This is a genomic window from Polynucleobacter sp. UB-Piko-W3, from assembly GCF_018881635.1.
In the GTDB taxonomy this organism is placed as follows: domain Bacteria; phylum Pseudomonadota; class Gammaproteobacteria; order Burkholderiales; family Burkholderiaceae; genus Polynucleobacter.
Genome location: NZ_JACVPY010000002.1, coordinates 659,482 through 685,602 on the forward strand (window position 1 = coordinate 659,482; position 26,121 = coordinate 685,602).

Sequence of the window (26,121 nt, forward strand, 5' to 3'; positions counted from 1 at the left end):
TTATGAACCCAATTCTGCTATTACTTCGGGGGGAGCTTGAACAAGTTCAAGTAAGACTCCCTCTCCACTTATGGGGAACTCATCATTCCCTTTGGGATGAATAAAAGTGATGTCATATCCTGCTGCACCTTTACGGATTCCACCAGGAGCAAACCGTAGCCCATTCGCGGATAACCACTCAACTGCTTTAGGCAGATCATCCACCCATAAACCGATGTGATTTAAAGGAGTTTGATGCACTGCAGGCTTCTTTTCAATATCAAAGGGCTGCATCAGATCTACCTCAATTTCATGAGCGCCTTTGCCAATCGAACAAATGTCTTCATCCACGTTTTCACGCTCAGAAACAAAGGTGCTTTTATAGTTAAAGCCGAGCATATCAACCCACAACTTCTTGAGGCTATCTTTACTTTCTCCACCAATAGCGATTTGCTGAATGCCCAAAATTTTGAACGGCTTAGCTGACATAACTACTCCTTATTCAAAGCGAATGATGAGCTGATCAACCGCCAAGCTATCACCTTCTTTAGCGCATATCTCTGAGACGACACCGTCTTGTAACGCAGAAATCGTATTTTCCATTTTCATGGCTTCGATGGATGCGAGTTTTTGTCCGGCCGTTACAGCGTCACCAACCTTAATGGCTATCTTTGTCAAGAGACCAGGCATCGGTGACATCACTAATTTGGAGGTATCAGGCGGCAACTTCACTGGCATACGCCTCTGTAACTCAGCACCAAGGGGGCTTAGCACCATGCACTCAAAGTGAGTGCCGTCGAGAGTTAGCAGATGTCGCACACCCCGTCGTTCAACCTGTGCAGTCACTTTGTGGGTGCCATTCATGGTGGCATGAAGGCAAATTTGCCCCGGACGCCAATGACTCACTATGTCATAGCGACTGACACCATCAGGCTCATCGATATACACCGAATAGATGCCATCTTTTAGCTCAACACGAATAGGAACTTCAACAGGATCATGCATGGACCCTGATTTTTTACCAGTGACCACAACAAACTTCTTTGCAATGATCATTTCATGACCGGGCAACTGACCATCAATCATTTTGATGTGCTCTAGATAGCGATAGCGCATAAATGCAGCCAATGCAGCTAAGCGCTTTGGGTCAACCGGTTGGACGGAGTCCTTTTTAAATCCCTCTGGATACTCCTGTGCAATAAACCCAGTAGTGAAATCTCCACTCACAAAACGGGGGTGCTGCAATAAGGCTGCCTGAAAAGGAATATTTGAATGAATGCCCCGAATCACAAAGTCATTTAGAGCCGAACGCATTTTCTCAATCGCTTCTGCCCGATCCTTGCCGTGAACAATTAACTTTGCAATCATCGAGTCGTAATACATTGGGATTTCGCCGCCCTCGTACACGCCCGTATCTACTCTTACACCGTTGACTGACTCTGGTGGTCGATATTTCACTAGGCGGCCAGTAGACGGTAAAAAGTTGCGGAATGGATCGTCTGCATTAATACGACACTCCATTGACCAGCCATCTAATTTCACATCTTCTTGCTTAAAAGCCAGCTTTTCCCCAGCGGCAACACGAATCATCTGCTCAACGAGGTCAAGACCCGTAATCGATTCAGTTACTGGATGCTCAACCTGTAAACGGGTATTCATCTCCAGGAAGTAAAAAGACTTGTCTTTTCCAACTACAAATTCCACTGTGCCGGCAGACTGATAATTGACCGCTTTAGCCAAGGCAACTGCTTGTTTGCCCATTGCCTTACGAGTTTCAGGATCGATAAATGGGGAAGGCGCTTCTTCAATCACTTTCTGATGACGACGTTGAATCGAGCAATCGCGCTCATTCAAATACACCACATTGCCATGAGAATCGCCCAAGATCTGAATTTCAATATGGCGTGGACCTTCAACAAACTTCTCAATAAAAATACGATCGTCTCCAAAACTACTCATCGCCTCAGTTTTGCAAGCAGCAAAACCCTCGGAAGTTTCTTTGTCATTAAATGCCACACGCAAACCTTTACCACCACCGCCTGCCGAAGCTTTAATCATGACGGGATAGCCAATACCTTGTGCAATCTTGACCGCTTCGTCGCTAGTTGCAATCGCCTCATTGTGGCCAGGGATCGTATTGACCTTAGCCTCTATAGCCAACTTCTTAGAGGCAATTTTGTCTCCCATGGCCGCAATCGATTGGTATTTTGGGCCAATAAAGATGATCCCCTCTTCTTCACAACGTTTGGCAAACTGCTCGTTCTCAGATAAAAAGCCATAGCCGGGGTGAACTGCTTGTGCACCAGTATCTTTACAAGCTTGAATGATCCGATCGATCACCAAATATGATTCCCTAGAGGGTGCAGGCCCAATGCAAACAGCCTCATCTGCTAATTGCACGTGTCGCGCTTCCTGATCAGCCTCTGAGTAAACAGCAACCGTCTTAATGCCCATCTTCTTGGCAGTACTCATTACACGGCATGCGATCTCACCGCGGTTGGCAATGAGTATTTTCGTAAACATTTTTGTAGTCATGATTTGTCGCGCCTTTACAGGGGAATATTGCCGTGTTTACGCGCAGGATTTTTTAACTCTTTATCTTTCAACATCGCTAATGAACGAGCGATGCGCTTGCGGGTTTCGTGGGGCAGAATCACATCATCTATATAGCCACGACGTCCTGCCACAAATGGATTTGCAAACTTAGCCTTGTACTCAGCTTCACGGGCTGCAATTTTTTCTGGATCCGATTTTTCTTCGCGGAAGATAATTTCTACAGCACCTTTTGGCCCCATTACCGCAATCTCTGCAGATGGCCATGCGAAGTTCACATCACCCCGTAAATGTTTAGATGCCATCACGTCATAGGCGCCACCGTAGGCTTTACGGGTAATCAAGGTCACTTTAGGTACAGTGCAATCTGCGTAGGCATAAAGCAATTTAGCGCCGTGTTTGATAATGCCACCATACTCTTGAGCGGTTCCTGGCATAAATCCTGGAACATCAACCAAAGTCACCACAGGAATATTAAAGGCATCGCAAAAGCGCACAAAACGCGCAGCCTTGATAGAGGCCTTAATATCTAAGCAACCAGCCAAGACCAAGGGCTGATTGGCGACGATACCAATAGAACGGCCTTCCATACGCCCAAAGCCAATCACAATATTTTTGGCGTAATCAGGTTGAAGCTCAAAGAACTCCCCGTCATCCACAATCTTTGCAATCAACTCCTTCATGTCATAAGGTTGATTTGGATTGGATGGGACGAGTGTATCTAATGAAAAATCAGGCTCTTCAGTTCGATTAGCGCCTTTAATGAGTGGCGGCTTTTCGCGGTTCGATAGTGGTAAATAGTTAAAGAAACGCCGTAGCATCATGATCGCATCAACATCGTTATCAAATGCCAAATCACAAACACCGGAAACGGTGGAGTGCGTAACTGCTCCACCCAATTCCTCTGAGGTGACATCCTCATGTGTTACCGTCTTGACCACTTCTGGGCCGGTAACGAACATATAGGAGCTATCTTTAACCATGAAAATGAAATCAGTTAGCGCTGGCGAATACACGGCACCACCTGCGCACGGACCCATGATCAAAGAAATCTGCGGAATTACACCAGAGGCGGTTACATTGCGTTGGAAAATCTCAGCATAGCCGCCCAAAGAAGCAACTCCTTCTTGAATGCGTGCACCGCCAGAGTCATTTAGACCAATCACGGGAGCACCCACCTTGAGAGCTTGATCCATAATCTTGCAAATCTTTTCTGCATGGGCTTCTGACAAAGATCCACCTAATACTGTGAAGTCTTGAGAAAATACAAACACGAGACGACCATTAATCATGCCGTAACCGGTCACTACACCATCACCCGGAACCGTTTGATCGGCCATTCCAAAATCGTGACAGCGATGTTCAACAAACATATCCCACTCTTCAAAAGTGCCCGCATCAAGTAGGAGTTCAATACGCTCTCGGGCAGTGAGTTTGCCCTTTGCATGCTGAGCGGCAATACGCTTTTGCCCGCCACCTAATCGGGCAAGCTCACGTTTGGCTTCGAGCTGTTGAATGATTTCCTTCATGTGCTGCTCCTTAGAAAAATTCATGGCCCATGGATTCCAGGAGGCGTCTTGCCGCCACTGAAGCTGCCATAGTTCCTTGATTTACCTGTGCAATCAAGATTGGTAAGAGCTCTTGAACTTGCGAGTTGTTCCGAAATGCGTTCTTTAATCCTGCATCAATGCGATCCCACATCCATGCACCTGCTTGTTGTTTGCGACGACTCTCAAATTTGCCGTTAGCCTTTTGCAACTTTTCAAAATGAGTCACTTTGTCCCATAGCTCAGGCACACCCTTGCCCTCAAGCGCACTCAAGGTAATGACGGTGGGATGCCAAAACTCCTGCTGATGCGAGGCGTGATCTGGGTTTCCCTGAAAGCCGAGCAAACGCAAAGAACTCGTAATGAATAATTGCGCACGCATCGCTGCATCGGGATCAATATCGACTTTATTAATGGCAATCAGATCTGCGATTTCCATGACGCCTTTTTTGATGGCTTGCAGGTCATCTCCAGCATTGGGTAACTGCATCAGTAAGAACATATCAGTCATACCAGCAACTGCAATTTCACTTTGACCAACACCTACTGTCTCAACGATGATGACATCAAAACCAGCCGCCTCTGCAACCAGCATGGCTTCGCGAGTCTTCTCTGCAACACCACCCAGCGTTCCAGAAGATGGGCTGGGTCTAATAAAAGCATCTTCCAAAACTGAGAGACGCTCCATGCGGGTTTTATCACCTAGGATAGATCCGCCAGACAGGCTTGAAGATGGATCAATGGCCAACACGGCAACCCGGTGACCTTTTTCAATCAGGTAAAGACCAAGGGCTTCGATCAGTGTGGACTTGCCAACGCCTGGGACCCCAGAGATACCCAAGCGAAATGAGTTCCCAGTCTTGGGTAACAGGGTGTTGAGTACATCATCTGCACGCTTGCGGTGATCTAAGCGAGTAGATTCAAGCAAAGTAATGATCTTTGCTAGAGCGCGTCGCTGCTTCAGCGATGGTGCGCCAGTGAGATCGCTCACTAAGATCTGATCAGCAGATTCAAGCATTTAATGGGACCTGAGTTAAGCTGGTTTTACCGATTTACGAATTTGCTCCAGCACATCCTTAGCGGAAGCCGGAATGGGTGTACCTGGGCCATAAATACCCTTCACACCGGCCTCGTAGAGAAACTCATAGTCTTGTCTTGGGATCACGCCGCCCACAAAGACGATAATGTCGTCCGAGCCTTGTTTTTTAAGCTCTGCAATGATGGCAGGCACTAAGGTCTTATGACCTGCAGCTAAGGTAGAGACACCTAAGGCATGAACATCGTTCTCAATAGCCTGACGCGCGCACTCTTCAGGCGTTTGAAACAGCGGGCCGATATCCACATCAAATCCCAGGTCCGCATAGGCAGTAGCGACTACCTTAGCACCGCGGTCATGTCCGTCTTGACCCAGCTTGGCAATCATCACCCGCGGGCGACGACCAAAATCTTTGGCAAAGTCAGCGATTTCTACTTTGAGTTTTTCCCAGCCCTCGGCTGAGTCATAGGCAGCTGCATACACTCCGGTCACCTTTTGAGTATCGGCGCGATGGCGCCCGTAAACTTTCTCCAATGCATCAGACACTTCACCAACCGTGGCACGTAAACGAATGGCATTAACCGCCAATTCCAATAAGTTTCCGGTGTTGTCATCAGCAGCTTTTGTTAATGCTTCTAGTGCGGCTAATACTTTCTTGCTATCACGCTTTGCTTTGATTTGATTTAAGAGCGCAACTTGACCCTCACGAACGCGATTGTTATCGATCATTAAGACGTCAACAAGATCTTCTTTATCGAGTTTATATTTATTGACACCAACAATCACATCGGCGCCTGAATCTATCTTGGCCTGCTTTTCAGCAGCAGAAGCTTCAATCTTCAATTTGGCCCAACCACTTTCAACCGCCTTAGTCATGCCACCCATAGCATCAACTTCTTGAATAATTTCCCAGGCCTTATCCGCCATCTCTTGTGTGAGGTTCTCCATCATGTAAGAACCAGCCCAAGGATCAATCACGCTAGTGATATGGGTTTCTTCCTGAAGAATTAATTGCGTGTTTCTTGCAATCCGACTTGAAAACTCTGAAGGCAATGCAATCGCCTCATCAAAGGAGTTGGTATGTAAGGACTGAGTACCACCAAATACGGCAGCCATTGCTTCAACAGTTGTTCTCACGACATTGTTATAGGGGTCTTGCTCAGTCAATGACCAGCCCGATGTTTGGCAATGGGTGCGCAACATCAAGGACTTTGGATTTTTTGGCTCAAACGACTTCATGATGCGCCACCACAATAATCTTGCAGCACGTAACTTAGCAACTTCTAAGTAGAAGTTCATACCAATAGCAAAAAAGAATGACAAGCGACCTGCAAAGCCATCCACATCCAATCCTTTGGCAAGCGCTGTTTTGACATACTCTTTACCGTCGGCCAATGTAAAGGCTAATTCCAGAACTTGATTAGCGCCCGCTTCTTGCATGTGATAACCCGAGATCGATATCGAGTTAAATTTAGGCATGTGCTTAGCGGTGTATTCAATAATGTCACCAATAATGCGCATTGAGGGCTCTGGTGGATAGATATAGGTATTGCGTACCATGAACTCTTTCAGAATGTCGTTCTGAATCGTTCCAGATAATTGCTCTTGTTTAACGCCTTGCTCTTCACCTGCCACGATATATCCAGCCAGTACAGGCAATACAGCACCATTCATGGTCATGGAAACAGAAACTTTGTCCAATGGAATACCATCAAACAAAATCTTCATATCTTCTACAGAATCAATCGCAACACCGGCTTTACCAACATCACCAGTAACCCGTGGATGGTCTGAGTCATAGCCACGGTGTGTAGCAAGGTCAAATGCAACGGATACGCCTTGACCACCAGCAGCTAAAGCTTTGCGATAAAACGCATTGGATTCTTGGGCAGTTGAAAAACCGGCGTATTGACGAATTGTCCATGGACGTACCGAGTACATCGTTGCTTGAGGACCTCGTATATAAGGTTCGAAACCTGGCAAGGTATCGGTGTAATTAAGGCCTTGTGTATCTGCAGCGGTATAGAGGGCCTTAATATGAATGCCATCTGGAGTGTTCCATCCGAGTTTTTCAAGATCGCCGTTTGGCGCTGACTTCTGGGCAGACGTTTTCCAGTCATCCAAATTGGACTCTGGAACTGCTGGCCATGCACTACCTGAAGACCGTCTTTTTTCTGAACTCACAAGGTGCTCCTAGTCAATTTGTTGCATTGCATCTAATCTACTAATTCTGCTTGACAATTTAGGATTTGTCTAGTTAATATGTATACATAATTATGAATACAAAACTGAACAATAGGCCTCTATATGAGGACGTAGCCGACAGGCTTCGTGATCAGATATTTGCCAAACAATTAGCCCCTGGCAGCTGGCTAGATGAGCAATCATTAGCAGAACAATTTGGGATCAGCCGAACACCCATGCGAGAAGCGATCAAGGCATTGGCATCTGAGGGGCTAGTGACAATGAAAATGCGCCGCGGCGCCTACGTAACAGAGGTCAATCGGGGTGATTTAGTGCAAATTTTCACTGTTTTATCACTTTTAGAGGGGCAAGCAGCGAAAGAAACAGCCGTTAAAGCTACAGAAGAGGAGTTAAATCTCTTAGATCACTTGCATCATCGTCTAGAAACCGCTGCCGCAGACCGAGATATTGAGCAATTCTTTGAAATCAATAGCAAATTTCATGAGCTAATCCAGCAAATTGCTGGTAATCGTTGGATGAATGGTGTGATTGATGATTTAAGAAAGGTGTTGAAATTACACAGAAAAGACTCCCTAACGAGCACGGGAAGACTTCAAAACTCCCTCATTGAGCATCGTGAGATTCTGAGGGCAATTCTTAAACGGGATGAGTTGGCAGCTGAATCTGCGATGCGAAAACACTTCGCAAACGGCTTAGAAGCCTTAAGATAGTATTAAAAGCCTATAAATAAGAATGGCTTAGATTGCTGCTCTAAGCCATTACTTTATTTAAGAAAAAAAGCTTACTTTCTAATAACAAAGTTTCCAGGTAAGGAGGCAATGTACGCAGCAATGTCTTGCATATCCGCATCAGAGTATCCCTGAACTAGTGCTCCCATGATGGCGTTGTTACGACCATATTGTGGATTGCTACCCCCTACTTTGTATGCCTTTAGCACATAGTAAAGATAGTCAGGGTATTGACCTGCCAGTTTTGGATAGATTGGCAGGATGGGTGCATTGAGTCCAGCGCCATGGCAAGAAACACAATTGCCCTTCTCTACCAAGGCCTGACCCTTATCTACGCTAGCAGCACTAGCAACATTCACTAGGCCAATACTGGAAAACAAAACTGCGGTAATTAGTGCAAATTTCATAAACGTATCTCTATCACTTCAATGGGTTTTTAGGTGAGCTGGCTGTTTGCGCAGCATAGTATTCGCCAAGGTCGGCCATATCTTGATCAGAAAGGCTGCCAGCAATAGCACGCATGGTTGGATGCTTTCTTTCGCCCTTCTTGTAGGCCGCTAATGCACTTGCAATATAGGCTGCATTTTGACCGCCGATCATGGGCACTTTATAGACCAATGGGTAATCAGCGCGGTATTCAGGTATAGAGTGACAGCCAACGCAAAGCCATACTTTGGCATTTGCAGCAGTCGCATTCCCCTTCACTTCATTGGCTTGGGCAGCAAAACCAGCGAGCACTAAACCAGTAGCCAGTAGCAATCGAGGAAGATTTGTTCTTTTTTTCATAGAAATCAGTTTTAATGAGTTTGATTTAATTCGAGTGGACACATTATAGCGGACTGATGCCTCTAGAAGCGCTATTTGACAGATTGAAGCCCCCAAAATCCTTAAAAATCTCGCAAAGAAGATGGGGCCAAAGCGCTTACCAGTAAGATTCATCATCTACCTAATACGGACTCTTCATCATGAATAAACCCTATCTTGATCGCCTGAAATCTCTAGGGATTGAGCTTCCCACGGCTGGCCCGCCTGCAGCGGCTTACGTGATGGCCAGAACTACTGGCAATACGGTTTTTCTATCAGGCCATATCGCCAAGAAAGATGGCAAACCTTGGGTCGGAAAATTGGGTGAAGACATGAATACCGATGCTGGTAAGGCTGCCGCAAGATCAGTAGCGATTGACCTCATCGCCACATTACAAAATCATTTGGGATCACTAGATCGCATCAAGTCCATCGTCAAAGTCATGGGATTGGTCAATTCTACCGATCAATACACCGAACAACATTTGGTTATGAATGGCTGCTCAGAGTTACTTGCTGAAGTCTTTGGCGATGAAGGCAAGCACGCCCGCAGTGCATTTGGTGTGGCACAAATTCCCTTGGGCGCTTGCGTTGAAATTGAATTAATCGCCGAGATTTAAAAGCGCTTTAAATTAAATTCAGACAGGTCAGCTTCGGTATCAACGTCTGCAATATATGCTGAATTGTCTGTGGCAAAAATCTGCACTAACTCTGGATGGTGATCCATGTAAGGTCTACAGACCATTTTGGGTATTGCCAAAATATCTGCAATGACTTTATATGAGAATACGACTGGGTTACCTCGTTGCTCTCCCACCATGGGCAATACCATTTCTGTGGACTGATCCCGCTGCTCAAATTGCTTCAGCAATGCATCAATCTCCATAGCGCCCACGAGAGGTTGATCGCATAGAGCAACTAAGAGCGCATCGTAATCGCTCTTTAAAGCCTCAAGTCCTAAACGCACTGAAGATGCTTGCCCTCGTTCTGGATGAGGGTTGCGTACTGATTGAATTGGTAAATCATGATTTCGTCGGAGCTGTTTTAACTCTGCCTCAATCTCTTGTTCATGAAAGCCAGTCACAACGATAAATTCAATTGGTGAGGATGCCTTAAGCGCCAGGCAAAAATGACTTAAAAGGCTTTTGCCCTCTTTATGCAGAAGCGCCTTAGGAATTGAACCCAGACGACTGCCCTCGCCCGCAGCTAGCAAAAGCACTGCCAAGCGAAGATTTGCTGAACCAAGTTGCTCGCCGAAAGATGTCATTAGGGTGATAATAAATAGGAAACTAGAAAAATAAACAATAAAGATCACTCACTGCATGAATAGTACCGATTTAAGCGTCCTTTGCTCTGCTGTCAATTGGCTGAAAGCTGGTCATTCTGTGGCTATTGCTACGGTTGTTCAAACCTGGGGGTCTGCCCCAAGGCCAGTTGGTTCTTGGCTTGCCATTCGTGATGATGGTCAAGTAGCTGGCTCTGTATCGGGTGGCTGTGTCGAAGATGACCTAATTCGTCGCGTACAAACAGAAATTCTGACTAGAGCCACTCCTGAAATGGTGGTCTATGGAGTAAGTCAACAAGAAGCGGCACGCTTTGGTCTTCCTTGTGGCGGAACTCTGCGACTGCTCGTTGAGCCCAAACCTGAGCTGGCAACACTAGAAAAACTGCTTGAGCAAATTTCTTCGCATCAAATCACCCGGCGTACCGTCAACATCGGTACCGGCATATCCACACTAAGTGCCGGTTCTCGTCATGATGAGTTTCTTTGCAATGACAAAGAAATGCAAACTACTTATGGACCACGTTGGCGCATGGTCATCATCGGTGCGGGTCAGCTATCGCTCTACACAGCAGACTTTGCACTAGCATCTGATTTTGAAGTGATTGTGATTGATCCGCGTGAGGAATACGCAGAAGGCTTAAATCGTGACGATATTATTTTCTTTAAGGGCATGCCCGATGATGTATTGCTTGAAATTGGAGTTGACCCCCATACTGCTGTCGTAGCGCTGACTCATGATCCCAAGCTAGATGATATGGCCTTGATGGAGGCATTAAAGTCCCCTGCTTTTTATGTGGGTGCATTAGGTAGTCGCAAGAACACTCAAAAACGGAAAGAGCGTCTCTTGGAGTTTGATCTGAGTCAAGAGCAGGTAGACAAACTCCATGGCCCAGTGGGCTTATATATCGGGGCGCTCACTCCACCAGAAATTGCAGTGTCGATTCTGGCAGAGGTGATTGCCGTGAGGTACGGAATTAGCATTCCAAAGAAAAACTAAGCGCTCTAGTTTGCTCAGTTCGCCTTAAGCTTGCCGTCTTTCAGACGTGGTTCAACAAAGTGCCCTTTGCGTGCGCGGTTGCCAGCAAATGATTTGAGTGTCTTCGCATCCAGATTGAGCTCTGTTGGCTTTCCAGCACGACCAGCACCAGCATAAGTTGCGCCATCTGATCCAACAGCAATTGCAGATGCTAAGAATTCTTTATCGTCTAAGCCCATCAGGATGACACCCTTACCGCCAGTGGGTAGCCGTTTAAGTTCATCCAATGGGAAAACCAGTAATTTAGACGCTTGCGATAAACAAGCTACTTGCTTCATACCAGTCTGAACTTTAACTGCGCCTAGGGGCGCATCACCAATCAATTTGGCATCAATGCTGACAAAAGATTTACCCGCTTTATTGCGAGTACTCATATCTGCTACGTTAGCCAAAAAGCCATAACCTGCTTTAGTAGACAGCAGCACTAAATCATCTTGCTGACCGGCGTAGTAAGCAACCATTTGTGAGCCAGCAGCCAAATTAACAAAGCTGGTTAATGGAGAACCATCGCCACGCGCTCCTGGCAATTCACTGACGGGCACTGTGTAGACTCGTCCATCGCTACCAAAGCCCTGCATCACATCAACAGTACGAACCTCAAAGGTGTCATACATGCCATCACCCGCTTTAAAGCTAAATTGGGTGGGATCATGTTCATGACCTTGACGAACACGCACCCAACCTTTTTGGGAGACGATGACTGTCACTGGTTCATCAATGACTTTGGTTTCTGCAATCGCACGCTTGTCTTCCTGAATTAAGGTGCGACGATCATCCCCAAAATCCTTGATATCGGATTCGATTTCTTTGATGATGCGCTTACGTAGAGTGGAATCGCTTTGTAGCAAGCCGTCTAAATCATCGCGCTCAGCTTTGAGCTCTTTGAGCTCTTGTTCAATCTTGATGCCTTCAAGACGAGCTAACTGACGCAAACGAATATCGAGAATATCTTCAGCCTGGCGATCGGATAACTTGAATTCTTTAATCAAATCAGCCTTAGGTTCATCACTATTGCGAATAATCTTAATGACCTTATCAATATTGAGAAGAACGGTTAAGCGCCCTTCCAATATATGCATGCGATCTTTCACTTTACCCAAGCGGTACTGGGTGCGGCGAGTGACTGTGGCAACCCTGAATTCAACCCACTCGGACAGAATTTCTTTGAGTCCTTTTTGACGTGGACGACCATCATTACCAATCATCACCAAGTTCGTCGGCGCATTAGATTCCAGCGAGGTATGAGCCAATAAAAGATTTACAAACTCATTAACGTCAATATTTTTGCTCTTGGGCTCAAACACCAAGCGTACTGCGGCATCTTTACTCGATTCATCACGAACACCATCCAATACATTCAGAATGGTGGACTTCAGATTATTTTGCTCAGGAGTTAGGGTCTTTTTACCAACCCTCACCTTTGGATTGGTGATCTCTTCAATCTCTTGGAGTACGCGCTGAGAAGAAGTAGCTGGCGGTAATTCATTCACAACGATTTGCCACTGACCGCGGGCTAATTCTTCAACTGACCAGCGAGCGCGCACCTTAATGCTGCCGCGGCCAGTCTCATAAATTTGGGCAATCTCTGCTGTTGAAGAAATAATTTGTCCGCCGCCCGGATAATCAGGGCCCGGCATGATTCCTAGTAAATCAGTGGTAGATAGCTTTGGCGACTTCATCAAAGCAATGGCAGCACTCGCAACTTCACGCAGATTATGAGAAGGAATTTCTGTTGCCATACCAACGGCAATGCCCGATGCACCATTGAGAAGAACAAATGGCAGGCGTGCTGGTAATAGCTTAGGTTCCTGAAATGAGCCGTCATAGTTGGGTGCGAAATCAACCGTACCTTCATCAATTTCACTTAATAACAAGCCTGCAATCTTGGTTAAACGGGCTTCGGTATAACGCATGGCAGCTGCGCCATCACCATCGCGTGAGCCAAAGTTGCCTTGACCATCAATTAAGGGATAACGTAATGAAAAGCTTTGCGCCAAACGCACTAATGCGTCATAAGCAGATTGATCGCCATGAGGATGGAACTTACCGAGCACATCACCCACCACCCGGGCACTCTTGACTGGCTTAGCATCCGCACGCAAACCCATTTCGCTCATGGAGAACAAAATACGGCGTTGTACTGGCTTCTGACCATCCGATACCTCTGGTAAAGCACGGCCTTTCACTACGCTAATCGCGTAGTCAAGATAAGCCCGCTCAGCGTAAACCGCTAAGGTCAAGCTATCTTTGCTATCCTCATTGAGATCTATTGTCTTTGGATCATGTGGATCATTTGGGCCCTGAGGTTTCTTTGAAGTAGTTTTCATCTTAGGAGACTCCTCCACCTCAATAGAATCAGAAAATAGATCGGCCTGCTGAACTGCAGACTTCTTAGCTGGAGTTTTTTTCGTTGCCATTAAATATCCGCCTCAACTTCATTGCCGCGCTCTTCCAACCAATCGCGTCTTGCTCCTGATTCAGATTTGCCCATCAGCATATCCATAGTTTTAAAAGTTTCATCTTCGGTCCAAGAACCTAAGGTGACTGGCAATAAACGACGAGTATCTGGATTTAGGGTGGTATCCCATAATTGCTCAGCACTCATTTCTCCCAAGCCTTTGAAGCGAGAGATTTGCCAGGCAGATTCTTTAACACCATCTTTGCGCAATTTATCTTCAATTGCTTGCAGCTCACTAGCATCAAGCGCATAAATTTTTTGTGCTGGCTTCTTACCGCGTGCTGGCGCATCAACCCTAAACAATGGCGGCCTAGAAATATGCACATGGCCCAAATCAATTAGCTTGGGGAAATGCTTGTAGAACAAAGTTAACAAAAGCACCTGAATATGAGCTCCATCGACGTCCGCATCTGACAGAATACAAACCTTGCCGTAACGAAGGTTTGATAGATCGGGATCATCATTCAGACCATGGGGATCTACGCCAATGGCTACAGCAATATCGTGCACCTCATTGTTAGCAAATAAGCGATCACGCTCTGCTTCCCAAGTATTGAGAACCTTACCGCGTAGAGGCAAGATGGCTTGATATTCTTTATTACGACCCATTTTGGCTGAACCACCCGCTGAATCACCTTCCACGAGGAAGATTTCATTCATGGAGATGTCTTGACTCTCGCAGTCAGTCAGTTTTCCTGGGAGCACTGCAACGCCGGAAGATTTTTTCTTCTCTACCTTTTGACCAGCTCTAGTTCTAGCTTGAGCTTGCTTGATGACTAAGTCAGCGAGTTTGCGACCATAATCTACGTGCTGGTTAAGCCAAAGCTCTAAAGCAGACTTTGCATAGCCTGACACCAGTCTGACTGCATCGCGAGAATTTAGACGCTCTTTAATTTGCCCTTGAAACTGCGGATCCAATACTTTGGCAGACAAAATAAAAGAGGCGCGGGCAAAAACATCCTCAGGCATCAGCTTGACACCTTTTGGTTGCAAGGCATGCATTTCAATAAAACCTTTGACAGCATTAAAGAGACCTTCACGCAAGCCGCTCTCATGTGTTCCGCCAGCAGGCGTTGGAATGAGATTCACATAGCTCTCGCGAACAGGTGCGCCATCTTCGGTCCAGCAAACCACCCAAGCAGCGCCCTCACCTTCAGCAAATGAATCCTCTTCCCCTGTGCCTGTAGCATATTGCTCGCCTTCGAACGGAGGAATCACTTCTGGCCCATGTCCAGCTTGTGCAATAGCTTCATTTAGGTAGCCACGCAAACCTTGGGAATATTGCCAAGTTTGAGTCTCACCCGATTTTTCTTGTATGAGAGTCACTTTCACGCCAGGCAATAGAACTGCCTTAGAGCGTAAAAGGCGAATCAGGTCAGCCATTGGGATGGCTGAGCTATCAAAATACTTGCCATCAGGCCACGCACGGACACGCGTGCCATGGGATTTATCTTCTTTGGATGCTGTCTTTGTTTTGAGTTTCTCAATGACTCTGCCATCTGCAAAAGTCAAAGTAGAAATCTGCCCATCACGCCAAACGGTTACCTCTAATCTTTTGGATAACGCGTTGGTGACAGAAACACCAACACCATGCAAACCTCCAGAGAATGCGTATGCACCACCAGAACCTTTTTCAAATTTGCCGCCAGCGTGCAATTGGGTAAATACGATTTCAACTACGGGGAGTTTTTCAGTAGGATGCATTCCTACTGGAATACCTCGACCATCATCTTCCACGCTGACGCTGCCATCGGTATGCATAGTGACAATGATTTGCTTACCAAATCCACCCAATGCCTCATCCGAGGCATTATCCAAGACCTCTTGGATAATATGTAAGGGATTGTCGGTTCGGGTGTACATTCCAGGCCGCTGACGGACTGGTTCTAAGCCTTTTAGGACCTGAATCGATGATTCGCTGTATTCGGAAGTTTTACGGGTAGCCATGCGCGCAAATTGTAGCCATGTCTGAGCTCAAAGCGGAACTTTTCCAGAATTCCCCTGTCATCCATGCCAAAATCAGGGCATGGGAGCCTTAAGTCATATTCGTGTTTTAGACCTTAGCCGGGTGCTAGCAGGCCCTTGGTGCGCCCAAAACCTAGCAGATCTGGGTGCTGACGTGATTAAAGTTGAGCGTCCTGGCTCTGGGGATGACACCCGCCATTGGGGCCCTCCTTTCGCTAAAGATGCCGATGGTCAGGAAACTGCGGAATCTGCCTACTTTATTTGCATCAATCGAAACAAGCGCTCTATCACGATCGATATTTCAAAACCTGAGGGTCAGGACATCATTCGCAAGCTTGCAGCAGAGTCGGATGTGGTGATTGAAAACTATAAGGTTGGTGATTTAGCTAAATACGGACTTGATTATGAGAGTCTTAAGAGGGTAAAGCCTGATCTTGTCTATTGCTCGATTACAGGTTTTGGTCAAACTGGTCCTTACGCACATCGCCCTGGTTACGACTTCATTATTCAGGGTATGGGTGGTTTTATGAGCGTTACCGGTGAGGCTGATGATTTTGAAGGGGCTAGCCCCCAAAAATCGGGTGTTGCCATTGCCGATATTTTTACTGGTATGTATGCCTCCTCGGCAATTCTGGCAGCCATCATCCACCGTGATCACACCGGTGAAGGTCAATACATCGATATGTCTTTGCTTGATACGCAGATTGCAGTAATGGCCAATATATCGAGCGCCTATCTCACTACCGGCGAAGTTCCTAAACGTTGGGGGAATACCTCTCCTATCATCGTCCCTTATCAAACCTTTCCAACATCGGATGGCTGGATGATTGTGGCTGCTGGTAATAATGGCCAGTTCAGACAATTTGTAACAGTGGGTGGTGAGGCTCATTTGGCTGATAACCCACTTTATGTCAATAATCCTTTGCGTGTTCAACACCGCAAGCAACTAGTTTCTCTGCTAGAGCAAATGACTCGCAAGAAAACTAAAGGGGAATGGATTGCTTTATTAGAAGAGGCAAATGTTCCTTGCGGCCCTATCAATGACTTCAAAGAAGTATTCGAGAATGAGCAGGTCATCTCCAGAAATGTTCAACTCAATGTACCGCACCCTACTGTCGGCAATATGAAATTGGTTGCCAGCCCAATGAAGCTTTCTAAAACACCGACTGAAGTTCGCATGGCACCACCGACATTAGGCCAACATACCGAAGAAATCTTACATGATCGCCTCAATCTTGATAACAAAGCGATCCATGAGTTGCGCGACAAAGGAATCATTTAAGCCATGAGCACTATCAAACCATCATTGACTATCAAACAAGTCCTCATTTTTGGAGGCTTCATGGTCACCATGTCCATGGGAATTCGTCATGGCTTTGGTTTATTCAATTTACCGATCACCTCTGCCAATGAATGGGGTCGTGAAACGTTTGCCTTAACCATTGCCCTGCAAAATCTGACTTGGGGCGTATTCCAGCCGATTACAGGCGCACTGGCTGATCGCTACGGAGCATTCAAGATCATGGTGGCTGGTGGCCTCCTATATGCATTGGGTTTGGCTGGGATGGCAGTTTCTACCGATATCGTCAATTTCACTGTTGCTGGTGGCTTGATGATTGGTCTAGCACAAACAGCAACCACCTATAGCGTGGTCTACGGAATCCTAGGTCGAAATGTTCCGGCCGATAAACGGGTTTGGGCGATGGGTATTGCTGCAGCCGCAGGCTCTTTTGGTCAGTTCCTCATGATTCCTGCTGAGCAAGGTTTACTGAGCGCTTTCGGTGCACAAGACGCGCTCTTATTGTTAGCGCTGATGGCTAGCCTCATGATTCCAACCGCATACATGTTACGCGAGAAAAATTTTGTTCAGAACAATCATCTAGGTGATCAAACAATTAAGCAGGCCGTCAAAGAAGCTATGGGCAATCCCAGCTTTCGTTTGCTGACCTTAGGTTATTTTGTTTGCGGTTTCCAGGTAGTCTTCATTGCAGTGCATCTTGCGCCCTATCTCAAAGATCTGTCGTCAACTTATCCAGCAGTTGCATCTCCTGCAGTAGCGACTACTGCTCTAGCCTTAATTGGTTTATTCAATGTTTTTGGGACCTTTGGTGCTGGCGTCTTAGGGCAACGCTTTCCGAAGCGCTATTTACTCTCTGGTATTTACTTGACCCGATCCATCGCGATTATCGGCTTCCTACTGCTCCCCTTAAGCCCAACGAGTACCTATATATTTGCTGCAATGATGGGGCTCTTATGGCTTTCAACTGTGCCACTGACAAACGCCATCGTTGCGCAAATCTTTGGCGTTAAATACCTTAGTATGCTTTCTGGTCTAGTGTTCTTTTCTCATCAACTGGGTAGCTTCTGTGGCGCATTTTTGGGTGGCTATTTATTTGATCGCACAGGATCCTATTTAATCGTTTGGGAAATTGCGATTGCACTGGGCGTCTTTGCCTTTTTAGTGAACTTACCGGTTAAAGAACGGGCTATCAGTCGCACAGTCAACGCATGAATATGAAATTTTCTTTATGGCAATGCGTGTTTTATAGCTTTACTCTTTTTGTCTTGCTGCTTATTTTTTCTGCTTACTTTGCGCCTGACATGATGGTTGCTATCACCAATCAAGTTTGGGCTTTGTGTGGATGGTAAGGAGTTCTGAGAAAGTATTTTTCCATAACACAGATTGATATTGGATTCAAACTCGCCGTAGCACAATGGATAGTGCACATGCCTCCTAAGCGTGGGATACAGGTTCGATTCCTGTCGGCGGGACCACAAAAAAATCAAAACTTATCCACAGGCAATGTGGATAAGTTGGCAAAAGTTTTCCTAAGTCTTAGATTTGTATAGAGTGAGCTGACTTGCTTAAACTATTGGCAGATACTACTAAGTGTTCTGTTGCGTTTACATATGAAAATATGTTCATCTACACTGCCAAGTTTTATGTTATGGGGGAGGCTAATGCAAAGTCCCAAACACCTAGAAAAATACTAAAACTGGCAAGTTACCTTAAACTCGAAGCGATGAATAGTCTATCAACCAGTTCGCTCGCTGCCTTAGAAGAAATGCTTCAGAATACGGCGCGTTCTGCTCCGGCTGACTTCATGCCAATCCATCTTTCTCGTGGCCTTGAGAAACCGCAAGTCATTGGTCACTTAAATCCAGAATTCATCCCATACTTGCAAGACTCGCTTAAAGCAGAATCTATCCCTCTCATCACCATGAAAAACGACTGCTTAGCGATTCAATTGGGTCGACCTCAAGCGCTCTCTGCCAGCCTTTCTCTGTTGGCTGACAAAATGCGTATAGGCGGCTATGTTCCCGGATGGCGTAATGAAGATTTTGCTTGGCTTGATCAACACGGTCACCAGTGCTTTCGTTTGGAGCGCGCCGCATTTCGTACTTTTGGATTTCGAAGTATGGCAACTCATATCAATGGCTACACCAAATCTGGCCTCCTTTGGTTGGGTAGACGCAGTGAAACAAAGTCGACTGATCCAGGCAAGCTAGACAATATGGCAGCTGGTGGTATTTCTGCTGATGAGACGCCTTGGGTTTGTGCGAAACGCGAGCTTTGGGAAGAAGCGGGAGTACCTCCGCAAATTGCCGATCAAGTTGAACCTATTGGTCGCATCCATATGCGTCGCCCTATTCCTGGGCGAGGCTTTCATGATGAGCAGCTCTTTATCTATGACTTAGAGCTAGCTGATCAGTTTGTTCCAAGCAATCATGATGGTGAAGTCAGTGGCTTTATTCAGATCTCCTTAGCCGAAGCTGCTGCCCGCATACTGGCTGACGAATTTACGAGTGACGCAGCTTTTGTCACGGCTGACTACATCCTGCGGCGCAATAAATCCCTTTTTTAGGCCTTTTTAGGGCCCTTCTAGAGAGTCCTGAACCCAAACCCCATTTCATGGTTAAATCTTTACTTAAGGATGAAACAGGGGTGCCCTCTAAAGCAGAATATGCCAGAGGCGCTGAGAAAAACCCTAGAACCCGATCCAGGTAATGCTGGCGTGGGAAGTTACATCAGACCGACACCCGGTTTCGTCCATCTACAACTGTAAGGAGATGGACGTGAGTACAAACAAAGAAAAAACCAAACATGAAATTCCAAGCTTAAAAAGCTTAGAGCGAGACTTTGGTCAGAAGTTCGCTTACCCTGCTTCAACCAAAACCTATTTACAAGGTTCACGCCCTGACGTTAAGGCGCCGATCCGCATGATCGAGCAGCTTGCAACGCGCGTTGGCGAGGAAATGATCCCTAATCCACCAGTGCCGGTCTATGACACCTCAGGTCCTTATAGTGATCCTGAGATTGTGATTAATCTGGAAAAAGGTTTGCCAAGACTTCGTGATACTTGGATTACTGAGCGTAACGATACGATTCAATTGTCAGGGCCTAGCTCTGAATATGGCGTTGCCCGCGCTCAAGATGAAGCCACCCAGAACTTACGCTTTTCGCACATCAGCGCACCACGCGTTGCTAAAGCTGGTAGCAATGTTAGCCAGATGTATTACGCCCGCAAAGGGATTGTTACCCCAGAAATGGAATACGTTGCCCTGCGTGAGTCAATGGGCCTGGAGCAACTGCGCAAGGACCCAGCCTACAAGCAGCTCCTGAAGCAACATCCAGGCAAGTCTTATGGTGCAAATCTGCCTGATATCGTCACAGGTGAATTTGTACGCTCTGAAATTGCTGCTGGTCGCGCAATTATTCCTGCGAACATCAATCACCCTGAATTAGAGCCCATGATTATTGGTCGTAACTTCCGCGTGAAGATTAATGGCAACTTGGGTAACTCTGCTGTGACTTCCTCCATCAACGAAGAAGTCGAAAAGATGGTGTGGTCCATTCGTTGGGGTGCAGACACCATCATGGATCTTTCCACTGGTAAGCATATTCATGAAACCCGTGAATGGATTATTCGCAATTCACCAGTGCCCATTGGTACAGTTCCAATTTACCAAGCTTTGGATAAAACGGGTGGCATTGCTGAAGATCTCACTTGGGAAATGTTCCGTGATACCTTGGTTGAGCAAGCTGAACAAGGTGTGGACTACTTCACCATCCATGCCGGTGTATTGCTGCGCTACGTTCCCTTAACTGCTGATCGCATCACTGGCATTGTGTCTCGTGGCGGCTCGATTATGGCCAAGTGGTGTTTAGCGCACCATAAGGAAAACTTCCTCTACACCCGATTTGATGAAATCTGCGAGATCATGAAAGCCTATGACGTGTCATTTAGCTTGGGTGATGGCTTGCGCCCTGGTTGTATTGCAGACTCGAATGATGCTGCTCAGTTCGGTGAACTTCATACTTTAGGTGAACTTACTGCCAAAGCTTGGAAGCATGATGTGCAAGTCATGATCGAAGGCCCTGGCCACGTTCCAATGCAGCGCATTGAAGAGAATATGACTGAAGAGCTCAAGCATTGCTTAGAAGCCCCCTTCTATACCCTAGGACCATTGATCACTGATATTGCTCCTGGTTACGATCACATCACCAGCGGTATTGGTGCAGCTCAAATCGGTTGGTACGGCACAGCGATGCTCTGCTATGTCACTCCTAAAGAGCACTTAGGTCTGCCTGATAAGGAAGACGTGCGCGAAGGTATCATTACTTACAAGATTGCTGCTCATGGTGCGGATTTGGCTAAGGGCTTACCTGGTGCACAGGTCCGCGATAACGCCCTATCAAAGGCCCGTTTTGAGTTCCGTTGGGAAGATCAATTCAATCTAGGTTTAGATCCTGAGCGTGCACGTGAATATCACGATGCTACGCTGCCTGCTGAAGGCGCCAAGATTGCTCACTTCTGCTCTATGTGTGGTCCAAAGTTCTGCTCCATGAAGATCACTCAAGAAGTGCGTGACTACGCTGCAACTCTGGATGCTGATGGCAATCCTAAAGTAGGCAAAGTGATTCCGATTACTGCAGATGTTTCGACAGACCCTGAAAAGGGCATGGAAGAAATGTCAGCAGAGTTTCGTAAGCGCGGTAGCGAAATTTACCAATAAAGTATTGCACTTTGACTGTGAATAGCACCTCCCTCTCGCACCGCAAGTATGCGATCGTCGGTGGCGGCCTGATGGGCCGTCTGCTGGCGGTTGCGCTTGCCCAGCGAGGCGCGCAAGTAGATCTATTTGATAAAGGCGATGCAAATGCTCATGGCTCTGCTGCCCGAGTGGCTGCTGCGATGCTGGCACCTCTCGCAGAATCTGTCATCACAGAAGATTCGGTAGTACGGATGGGTATTTATGGTCTATCTCGCTGGAAAGAGTTGATCGGTCAACTGTCAACTCCAGTATTTTTTCAACAAGATGGCACCTTAATTGTGTGGCATCGGCAAGATGCTAGTGAAGCGCAGCGATTCACGACCCACTTAGAGCGTAACTGCCGCAACAATGCATTATTACAATTGCCGCAAAAGCTAAATACTGAAGCAGTACGTGACTTAGAGCCAGGTCTTGCTGAGCGTTTTACTCAAGGATTGTTTTTGCCTAATGAGGGGCAGCTTGATAATCGCCAATTGTTGGATGCTCTGCTTTTAGAGCTCGGCATTCTCAAAGTTCATTGTTATTGGCATACGCAAGCCCATCCCGATGATCTTCGCAAAGACCAAACTTATCAGACTGTAATTGACTGTCGCGGTACTGGTGCTTTGGATGTTTGGGCTTCTAATGGCGCTAATACCTTACGCGGGGTGCGCGGTGAAGTCATTCGTTTGCATGCGCCCGAGGTCAAACTCAAGCGCCCAACCCGCCTCATTCATCCACGCTACCCAATCTATATTGCCCCAAAAGAAAATGACATCTATGTCGTTGGCGCAACCGAAATTGAATCAGATGACTTATCCGAGATGAGCGTGCGCTCTGCTATGGAATTACTCAGCGCCGTGTATACCGTGCATAGCGGTTTTGCTGAGGCCCGTATTTTAGAAATGGCAACCCAATGTCGCCCAACTCTGAAAAATAATCTTCCAGAGATCAAGACACGCAAAGATAAAGACCTCTGCGATGTGATGATGATCAATGGTTTGTATCGCCATGGCTACATGATCTCTCCGGCGGTTCTAGACTGCGCCTTAGAGCTCTTAGCTTCGGGCGAAAGCAAAACTGCTTTGGAATTAGGCTTGAATATTAGTAAAGAAGCCAGCAATCAAGAGGCTAGCGTATGCGCGTAATAGTCAATCAAGTGGAGTATGAGCTCCCTGCCCAGAGCATGATCTCGGATGTACTCTCTTTAATTGATGCCCGGCCACCTTATGCTGTGGCTGTCAATCTGAACTTTGTTCCCAAGACTCAGCATAGAGAATTTTTGCTCAATGAGAATGATCAAGTTGAAGTGATCGCTCCAGTTACCGGTGGCTAAGATACGAGAATTCATGACAGCTCCATTACCCAATAATCTCAATAGCGCCGATGCCTTAGTGCTATACGGTGAGAGCTTTGCTAGCCGCCTGCTATTAGGAACCTCGCGCTATCCCTCTCCACAAGTGCTGGAGAATGCAGTTCAAGCCTCCAATCCGGCAATGATTACAGTGAGTCTGCGCCGCCAAGGAACATCCACTACAGAAGCACATAGTGGCTTTTGGGATCTCTTAAAGAAGATGGCTGTTCCAGTTCTACCCAATACTGCTGGCTGTCACAGCCCTCAAGAAGTAATCACGACTGCACAAATGGCACGTGAGGTATTTGATACTGACTGGATCAAGCTCGAATTGATTGGTGATGATTACACCCTGCAACCGGATACTTTGCGCTTGGTTGAAACAGCGCAAACCCTAATTAAAGATGGCTTTAAGGTTTTGCCCTATTGCACTGAAGACCTCATTTTGTGCCAACGTTTAGTTGATGTTGGTTGCCAAGCAGTCATGCCTTGGGCAGCGCCGATTGGCACAGGTCAAGGCCCGTTAAATCCTTATGCTATGAAGTTGCTGCGTGATCGCTTAAAAGTCCCTCTCTTAGTTGATGCAGGCTTAGGCCTTCCATCCCATGCCTGCACTGTAATGGAATGGGGATTTGATGGCGTGTTACTCAATACCGCCGTTGCGCTTGCTGAAGATCCGGTAGTGATGGCAAAAGCCTTTGCGATGGCAGTCGATGCTGGTCGTGCAGCCTATTTATCTGGAGCCATGAAGCCCCAAGAATCTGCGCAGGCAAGCACACCGTTGGTTGGAACTCCTTTTTGGCATCAGAGCCAATGAGTTTAATTCGGGATCTTGCTGATCAAATTGTGTCAGCCCATGGTAATGGTGATCTATGCCTACCTATTCCAGCATTCAGCATCAGCGCACCGCCCCCCAGAATTGATAATGAATCTGCTGCTGATCATTACGAGCTTGCTGGCGCGCTCGCAGCAATCAATATGGGCTTTATTGAATCGGATGCCAAAGTATTGGGTAAGGCTTGGTCCCGCATGGTACAGGGCGATGGCGGCTTTGATGCCTTGAAGTGGCCTAACAGACCAGAGCACTTTGGTTTACTGCCTTGGACTCGTAATATGAATCCCAATGCTTTCCCAGAATGCCCAATGCGTTTAGGTTTATACGGCATCATGCCCGATGCAGATTGGGTAAAGCGGATGGTTGATGCGCAGCTTCCAACGGTCCAATTGCGTTTTAAATCTGAAGATAAATATAAAATCAGAAAACAAATCAAAGAAGCAGTGAAAGCAACAAAAGGCAGTGAGACCCTGCTCTTCATTAATGATTATTGGGAGCAAGCAATTGATGAGGGCGCTTATGGCGTTCACCTTGGTCAAGAAGATATGGCGATTGCGGATTTAGACAGAATTCGATCAGCAGGTTTGCGCTTAGGTTTAAGCACTCATGGTTATGCCGAGATGGTTTACGCCGATCATTTCTGCCCTAGCTATATTGCAATGGGCGCAGTTTTTCCAACCAATTTGAAGAAGATGCCCACTGCACCGCAAGGCTTAGGCCGCCTCTATCAATATGCCAAACTCATGAATCACTATCCATTAGTGGCGATTGGCGGGATCGATGAAGATAGTATTCGTGCAGTTGCTAAGAGTGGTGTTGGTTCCGTAGCTGTAGTTAGAGCAATTACTCAAGCCAAAGATCCTAAGGCTGCGGTGAAACACTTGCAAGAGCTCATGCAGTAGTGAGCAAGAAGCTGAAAGGCTTTTAGTGCTTACTAGTACTTGTCTTTTTCATCTAGTAGAGCGGTTGGGTAAAAATCATGCATATGCCATAAAGGCCCCGGACCTTCCCCAATACTTAAGAAACGCCCTGCCTCTAAGCCAGCCTCTACATAGGCAATCGCTTTTGCCACAGCATGACTTAAATCATGACCATCAGCTAAATATGTCGCAGTCGCAGAGGCTAAGGAGCAGCCTGTGCCATGAGTATTGAGAGTATTGACGCGGTAGTGTTTGAATTCTTTTGATTGGGTGACTTTTAAACCATCCTCTAGAGTTTTCCACATCAGAAAATCAGTAATTTGGGTATGTGTAGCATCTAAGTGCCCACCTTTAATCAGGACAGCTTGCGGGCCCATCTCCAATAATTGATGCGCGGCCAGTTTGAAATCATCTGCACCAGCAATATCACGACCTAACAATAATGATGCCTCTTCCATATTAGGGGTAATCAATGTTGCCATCGGAAACAATTCTGTGATCATTGCTTGCGCTGTGTCATCGCCTCCTAGACTAGCGCCTGAGGTCGCCCGTAAGACGGGATCCAGAACAATGCGTTTCACGCCATGACGGTGCAATGCTTTGGCTACAGTTCGGACAATTTCTGGGCTAGCAAGCATTCCAATTTTGACAATATCTACCCCAATATCTAACAAGACAGCATCAATCTGGGCCTCAACTACATCCAGATCTACGTCCTGTATACGAGTGACCCCGAGGGTATTTTGAGCGGTGATGGCAGTAATCACCGACATACCATAGCCTCCAAGCGCAGTGATCACCTTCAGATCAGCTTGTAGCCCCGCTCCGCCACCGCTATCTGAACCGGCGATAGTCAGTACTCTAGGTATCTGAACGGATGTAGGAAGGGAGGACTTCATCTTGCTATAATATCCGCTTATTCCTCGATAGCTCAGCGGTAGAGCAGCAGACTGTTAATCTGTTGGTCCGTGGTTCGATCCCACGTCGAGGAGCCAAATACATCAAAAGCCCCTACTGAAAAAATAGGGGCTTTTGCTTTTGGTGGCTTACGGTAAGATTTAAAGACTCAATTTTAGGCGAGATAAAAATGATGGACGAATATGCTTTTATCGGCCTTTACCTCTTCTTTGGCGCATGTTTTGGCTTTTTGACTTACTCACAACGGCACTTGTTTAGCGAAGGACCTCGCAAGGTAAATGACTCAGATCAAACCTCGCCCCTAGAAGGTCGAATTTTTTGGGTCATGGTTTGTACCTTCCTATGGCCGATCATGGTCATCACTAGAATCAATACTGCTTGGGTGCTTTTCAAACGAAAAAAGCAGTCTAAAAAGTAATCCTATAAGATCATCATCAGGATGAGTCTAATCAACAGGAGATG

Annotated in this window: 23 protein-coding genes, 2 tRNA genes and 1 riboswitch; of the genes, 14 read left to right on the forward strand and 11 right to left on the reverse strand. The window is 46.6% G+C overall.

The genetic code is table 11. The features are described from left to right. From ICN31_RS03675 to scpA, 5 genes are read right to left on the reverse strand one after another with little or no spacing between them, the layout of a single operon-like run. The gene (locus ICN31_RS03675) at positions 1–468 is read right to left on the reverse strand and encodes a VOC family protein (protein WP_216258689.1); all 468 of its coding nucleotides are present in this window, start codon (positions 466–468) and stop codon (positions 1–3) included. A gap of 9 nt (positions 469–477) precedes the next feature. Continuing rightward, on the reverse strand, positions 478–2,502 hold the full coding sequence (gene accC / locus ICN31_RS03680) for an acetyl-CoA carboxylase biotin carboxylase subunit (protein WP_216260749.1): 2,025 nt from the start codon (positions 2,500–2,502) through the stop codon (positions 478–480). A 26-nt stretch (positions 2,503–2,528) separates the two neighbouring features. Further along, the gene (locus tag ICN31_RS03685; protein WP_216258691.1) at positions 2,529–4,061 is read right to left on the reverse strand and encodes an acyl-CoA carboxylase subunit beta; all 1,533 of its coding nucleotides are present in this window, start codon (positions 4,059–4,061) and stop codon (positions 2,529–2,531) included. 10 nt (positions 4,062–4,071) lie between these two features. Continuing rightward, on the reverse strand, positions 4,072–5,097 hold the full coding sequence (meaB, locus tag ICN31_RS03690) for a methylmalonyl Co-A mutase-associated GTPase MeaB (protein WP_216258693.1): 1,026 nt from the start codon (positions 5,095–5,097) through the stop codon (positions 4,072–4,074). A gap of 15 nt (positions 5,098–5,112) precedes the next feature. Then, positions 5,113–7,239, reverse strand: a complete 2,127-nt coding sequence (gene scpA, locus ICN31_RS03695; protein WP_216861425.1) for a methylmalonyl-CoA mutase — start codon at positions 7,237–7,239, stop codon at positions 5,113–5,115. Between the two features lie 152 nt (positions 7,240–7,391). Between scpA and ICN31_RS03700 the strand changes: the two genes are divergently transcribed. After that, positions 7,392–8,030, forward strand: coding sequence for a GntR family transcriptional regulator (locus ICN31_RS03700; RefSeq protein WP_216258697.1), 639 nt, complete (start codon positions 7,392–7,394; stop codon positions 8,028–8,030). A 71-nt stretch (positions 8,031–8,101) separates the two neighbouring features. On the opposite strand, the gene ICN31_RS03705 is transcribed toward ICN31_RS03700, so the two are convergent. Then, the gene (locus ICN31_RS03705) at positions 8,102–8,455 is read right to left on the reverse strand and encodes a cytochrome c (protein WP_216258698.1); all 354 of its coding nucleotides are present in this window, start codon (positions 8,453–8,455) and stop codon (positions 8,102–8,104) included. Between the two features lie 13 nt (positions 8,456–8,468). After that, positions 8,469–8,834: a cytochrome c gene (locus tag ICN31_RS03710; RefSeq protein WP_216258700.1), complete on the reverse strand. Its 366-nt coding sequence runs from the start codon at positions 8,832–8,834 to the stop codon at positions 8,469–8,471. 179 nt (positions 8,835–9,013) lie between these two features. Here ICN31_RS03710 and ICN31_RS03715 point away from each other — a divergent pair, with 179 nt between their 5' ends. Beyond that, positions 9,014–9,472: a RidA family protein gene (locus tag ICN31_RS03715; RefSeq protein ID WP_216258702.1), complete on the forward strand. Its 459-nt coding sequence runs from the start codon at positions 9,014–9,016 to the stop codon at positions 9,470–9,472. On the opposite strand, the gene ICN31_RS03720 is transcribed toward ICN31_RS03715, so the two are convergent. Beyond that, positions 9,469–10,119 carry an NTP transferase domain-containing protein gene (locus ICN31_RS03720; RefSeq protein WP_216258704.1) on the reverse strand — a complete coding sequence of 217 codons (651 nt, stop codon included), beginning with the start codon at positions 10,117–10,119 and terminating at the stop codon, positions 9,469–9,471. The genes ICN31_RS03715 and ICN31_RS03720 overlap by 4 nt on opposite strands. A 55-nt stretch (positions 10,120–10,174) precedes the next feature. Here ICN31_RS03720 and ICN31_RS03725 point away from each other — a divergent pair, with 55 nt between their 5' ends. Next, positions 10,175–11,134: an XdhC family protein gene (locus ICN31_RS03725; RefSeq protein WP_216258706.1), complete on the forward strand. Its 960-nt coding sequence runs from the start codon at positions 10,175–10,177 to the stop codon at positions 11,132–11,134. Between the two features lie 14 nt (positions 11,135–11,148). Here the strand turns inward: ICN31_RS03725 and parC are convergent, their stop codons facing one another. Beyond that, a complete protein-coding gene (gene parC / locus ICN31_RS03730) occupies positions 11,149–13,590 on the reverse strand; it encodes a DNA topoisomerase IV subunit A (protein WP_255530905.1) in 2,442 nt (813 codons plus the stop codon). Beyond that, positions 13,590–15,578, reverse strand: a complete 1,989-nt coding sequence (locus ICN31_RS03735) for a DNA topoisomerase IV subunit B (protein ID WP_216258710.1) — start codon at positions 15,576–15,578, stop codon at positions 13,590–13,592. The genes parC and ICN31_RS03735 overlap by 1 nt, the downstream gene beginning before the upstream one ends. Positions 15,579–15,657: 79 nt before the next feature. Between ICN31_RS03735 and ICN31_RS03740 the strand changes: the two genes are divergently transcribed. The 10 genes from ICN31_RS03740 (at position 15,658) to thiE (ending at position 24,723) form a co-directional block, all read left to right on the forward strand. Beyond that, a complete protein-coding gene (locus ICN31_RS03740; RefSeq protein ID WP_216258713.1) occupies positions 15,658–16,878 on the forward strand; it encodes a CaiB/BaiF CoA-transferase family protein in 1,221 nt (406 codons plus the stop codon). Between the two features lie 3 nt (positions 16,879–16,881). Then, on the forward strand, positions 16,882–18,108 hold the full coding sequence (locus tag ICN31_RS03745) for an MFS transporter (protein WP_216258715.1): 1,227 nt from the start codon (positions 16,882–16,884) through the stop codon (positions 18,106–18,108). Further along, positions 18,105–18,245: a hypothetical protein gene (locus ICN31_RS03750; protein WP_216258723.1), complete on the forward strand. Its 141-nt coding sequence runs from the start codon at positions 18,105–18,107 to the stop codon at positions 18,243–18,245. The genes ICN31_RS03745 and ICN31_RS03750 overlap by 4 nt, the downstream gene beginning before the upstream one ends. A gap of 51 nt (positions 18,246–18,296) precedes the next feature. Next, a tRNA-Arg gene (locus ICN31_RS03755) sits at positions 18,297–18,371 on the forward strand. Between the two features lie 248 nt (positions 18,372–18,619). Beyond that, on the forward strand, positions 18,620–19,462 hold the full coding sequence (locus ICN31_RS03760) for an NUDIX domain-containing protein (protein ID WP_216258725.1): 843 nt from the start codon (positions 18,620–18,622) through the stop codon (positions 19,460–19,462). A 66-nt stretch (positions 19,463–19,528) separates the two neighbouring features. Next, a riboswitch (TPP riboswitch) is annotated at positions 19,529–19,636 on the forward strand. Positions 19,637–19,706: 70 nt separating this feature from the next. Next, a complete protein-coding gene (gene thiC, locus ICN31_RS03765) occupies positions 19,707–21,614 on the forward strand; it encodes a phosphomethylpyrimidine synthase ThiC (protein WP_216260751.1) in 1,908 nt (635 codons plus the stop codon). A gap of 17 nt (positions 21,615–21,631) precedes the next feature. Continuing rightward, positions 21,632–22,780, forward strand: a complete 1,149-nt coding sequence (locus ICN31_RS03770; protein ID WP_370624260.1) for an FAD-dependent oxidoreductase — start codon at positions 21,632–21,634, stop codon at positions 22,778–22,780. Continuing rightward, positions 22,771–22,968: a sulfur carrier protein ThiS gene (gene thiS, locus ICN31_RS03775; protein WP_088526158.1), complete on the forward strand. Its 198-nt coding sequence runs from the start codon at positions 22,771–22,773 to the stop codon at positions 22,966–22,968. The genes ICN31_RS03770 and thiS overlap by 10 nt, the downstream gene beginning before the upstream one ends. Positions 22,969–22,981: 13 nt before the next feature. Further along, positions 22,982–23,803 carry a thiazole synthase gene (locus tag ICN31_RS03780; protein ID WP_216258729.1) on the forward strand — a complete coding sequence of 274 codons (822 nt, stop codon included), beginning with the start codon at positions 22,982–22,984 and terminating at the stop codon, positions 23,801–23,803. Next, positions 23,800–24,723: a thiamine phosphate synthase gene (gene thiE, locus ICN31_RS03785; protein WP_216258731.1), complete on the forward strand. Its 924-nt coding sequence runs from the start codon at positions 23,800–23,802 to the stop codon at positions 24,721–24,723. Before ICN31_RS03780 ends, thiE begins: the two co-directional genes overlap by 4 nt. Before the next feature lie 32 nt (positions 24,724–24,755). Here thiE and thiD read toward each other — a convergent pair whose 3' ends face one another. Next, a complete protein-coding gene (thiD, locus tag ICN31_RS03790; protein ID WP_216258733.1) occupies positions 24,756–25,640 on the reverse strand; it encodes a bifunctional hydroxymethylpyrimidine kinase/phosphomethylpyrimidine kinase in 885 nt (294 codons plus the stop codon). A gap of 21 nt (positions 25,641–25,661) precedes the next feature. Here thiD and ICN31_RS03795 point away from each other — a divergent pair. Further along, a tRNA-Asn gene (locus ICN31_RS03795) sits at positions 25,662–25,736 on the forward strand. Positions 25,737–26,121: the final 385 nt, after the last annotated feature.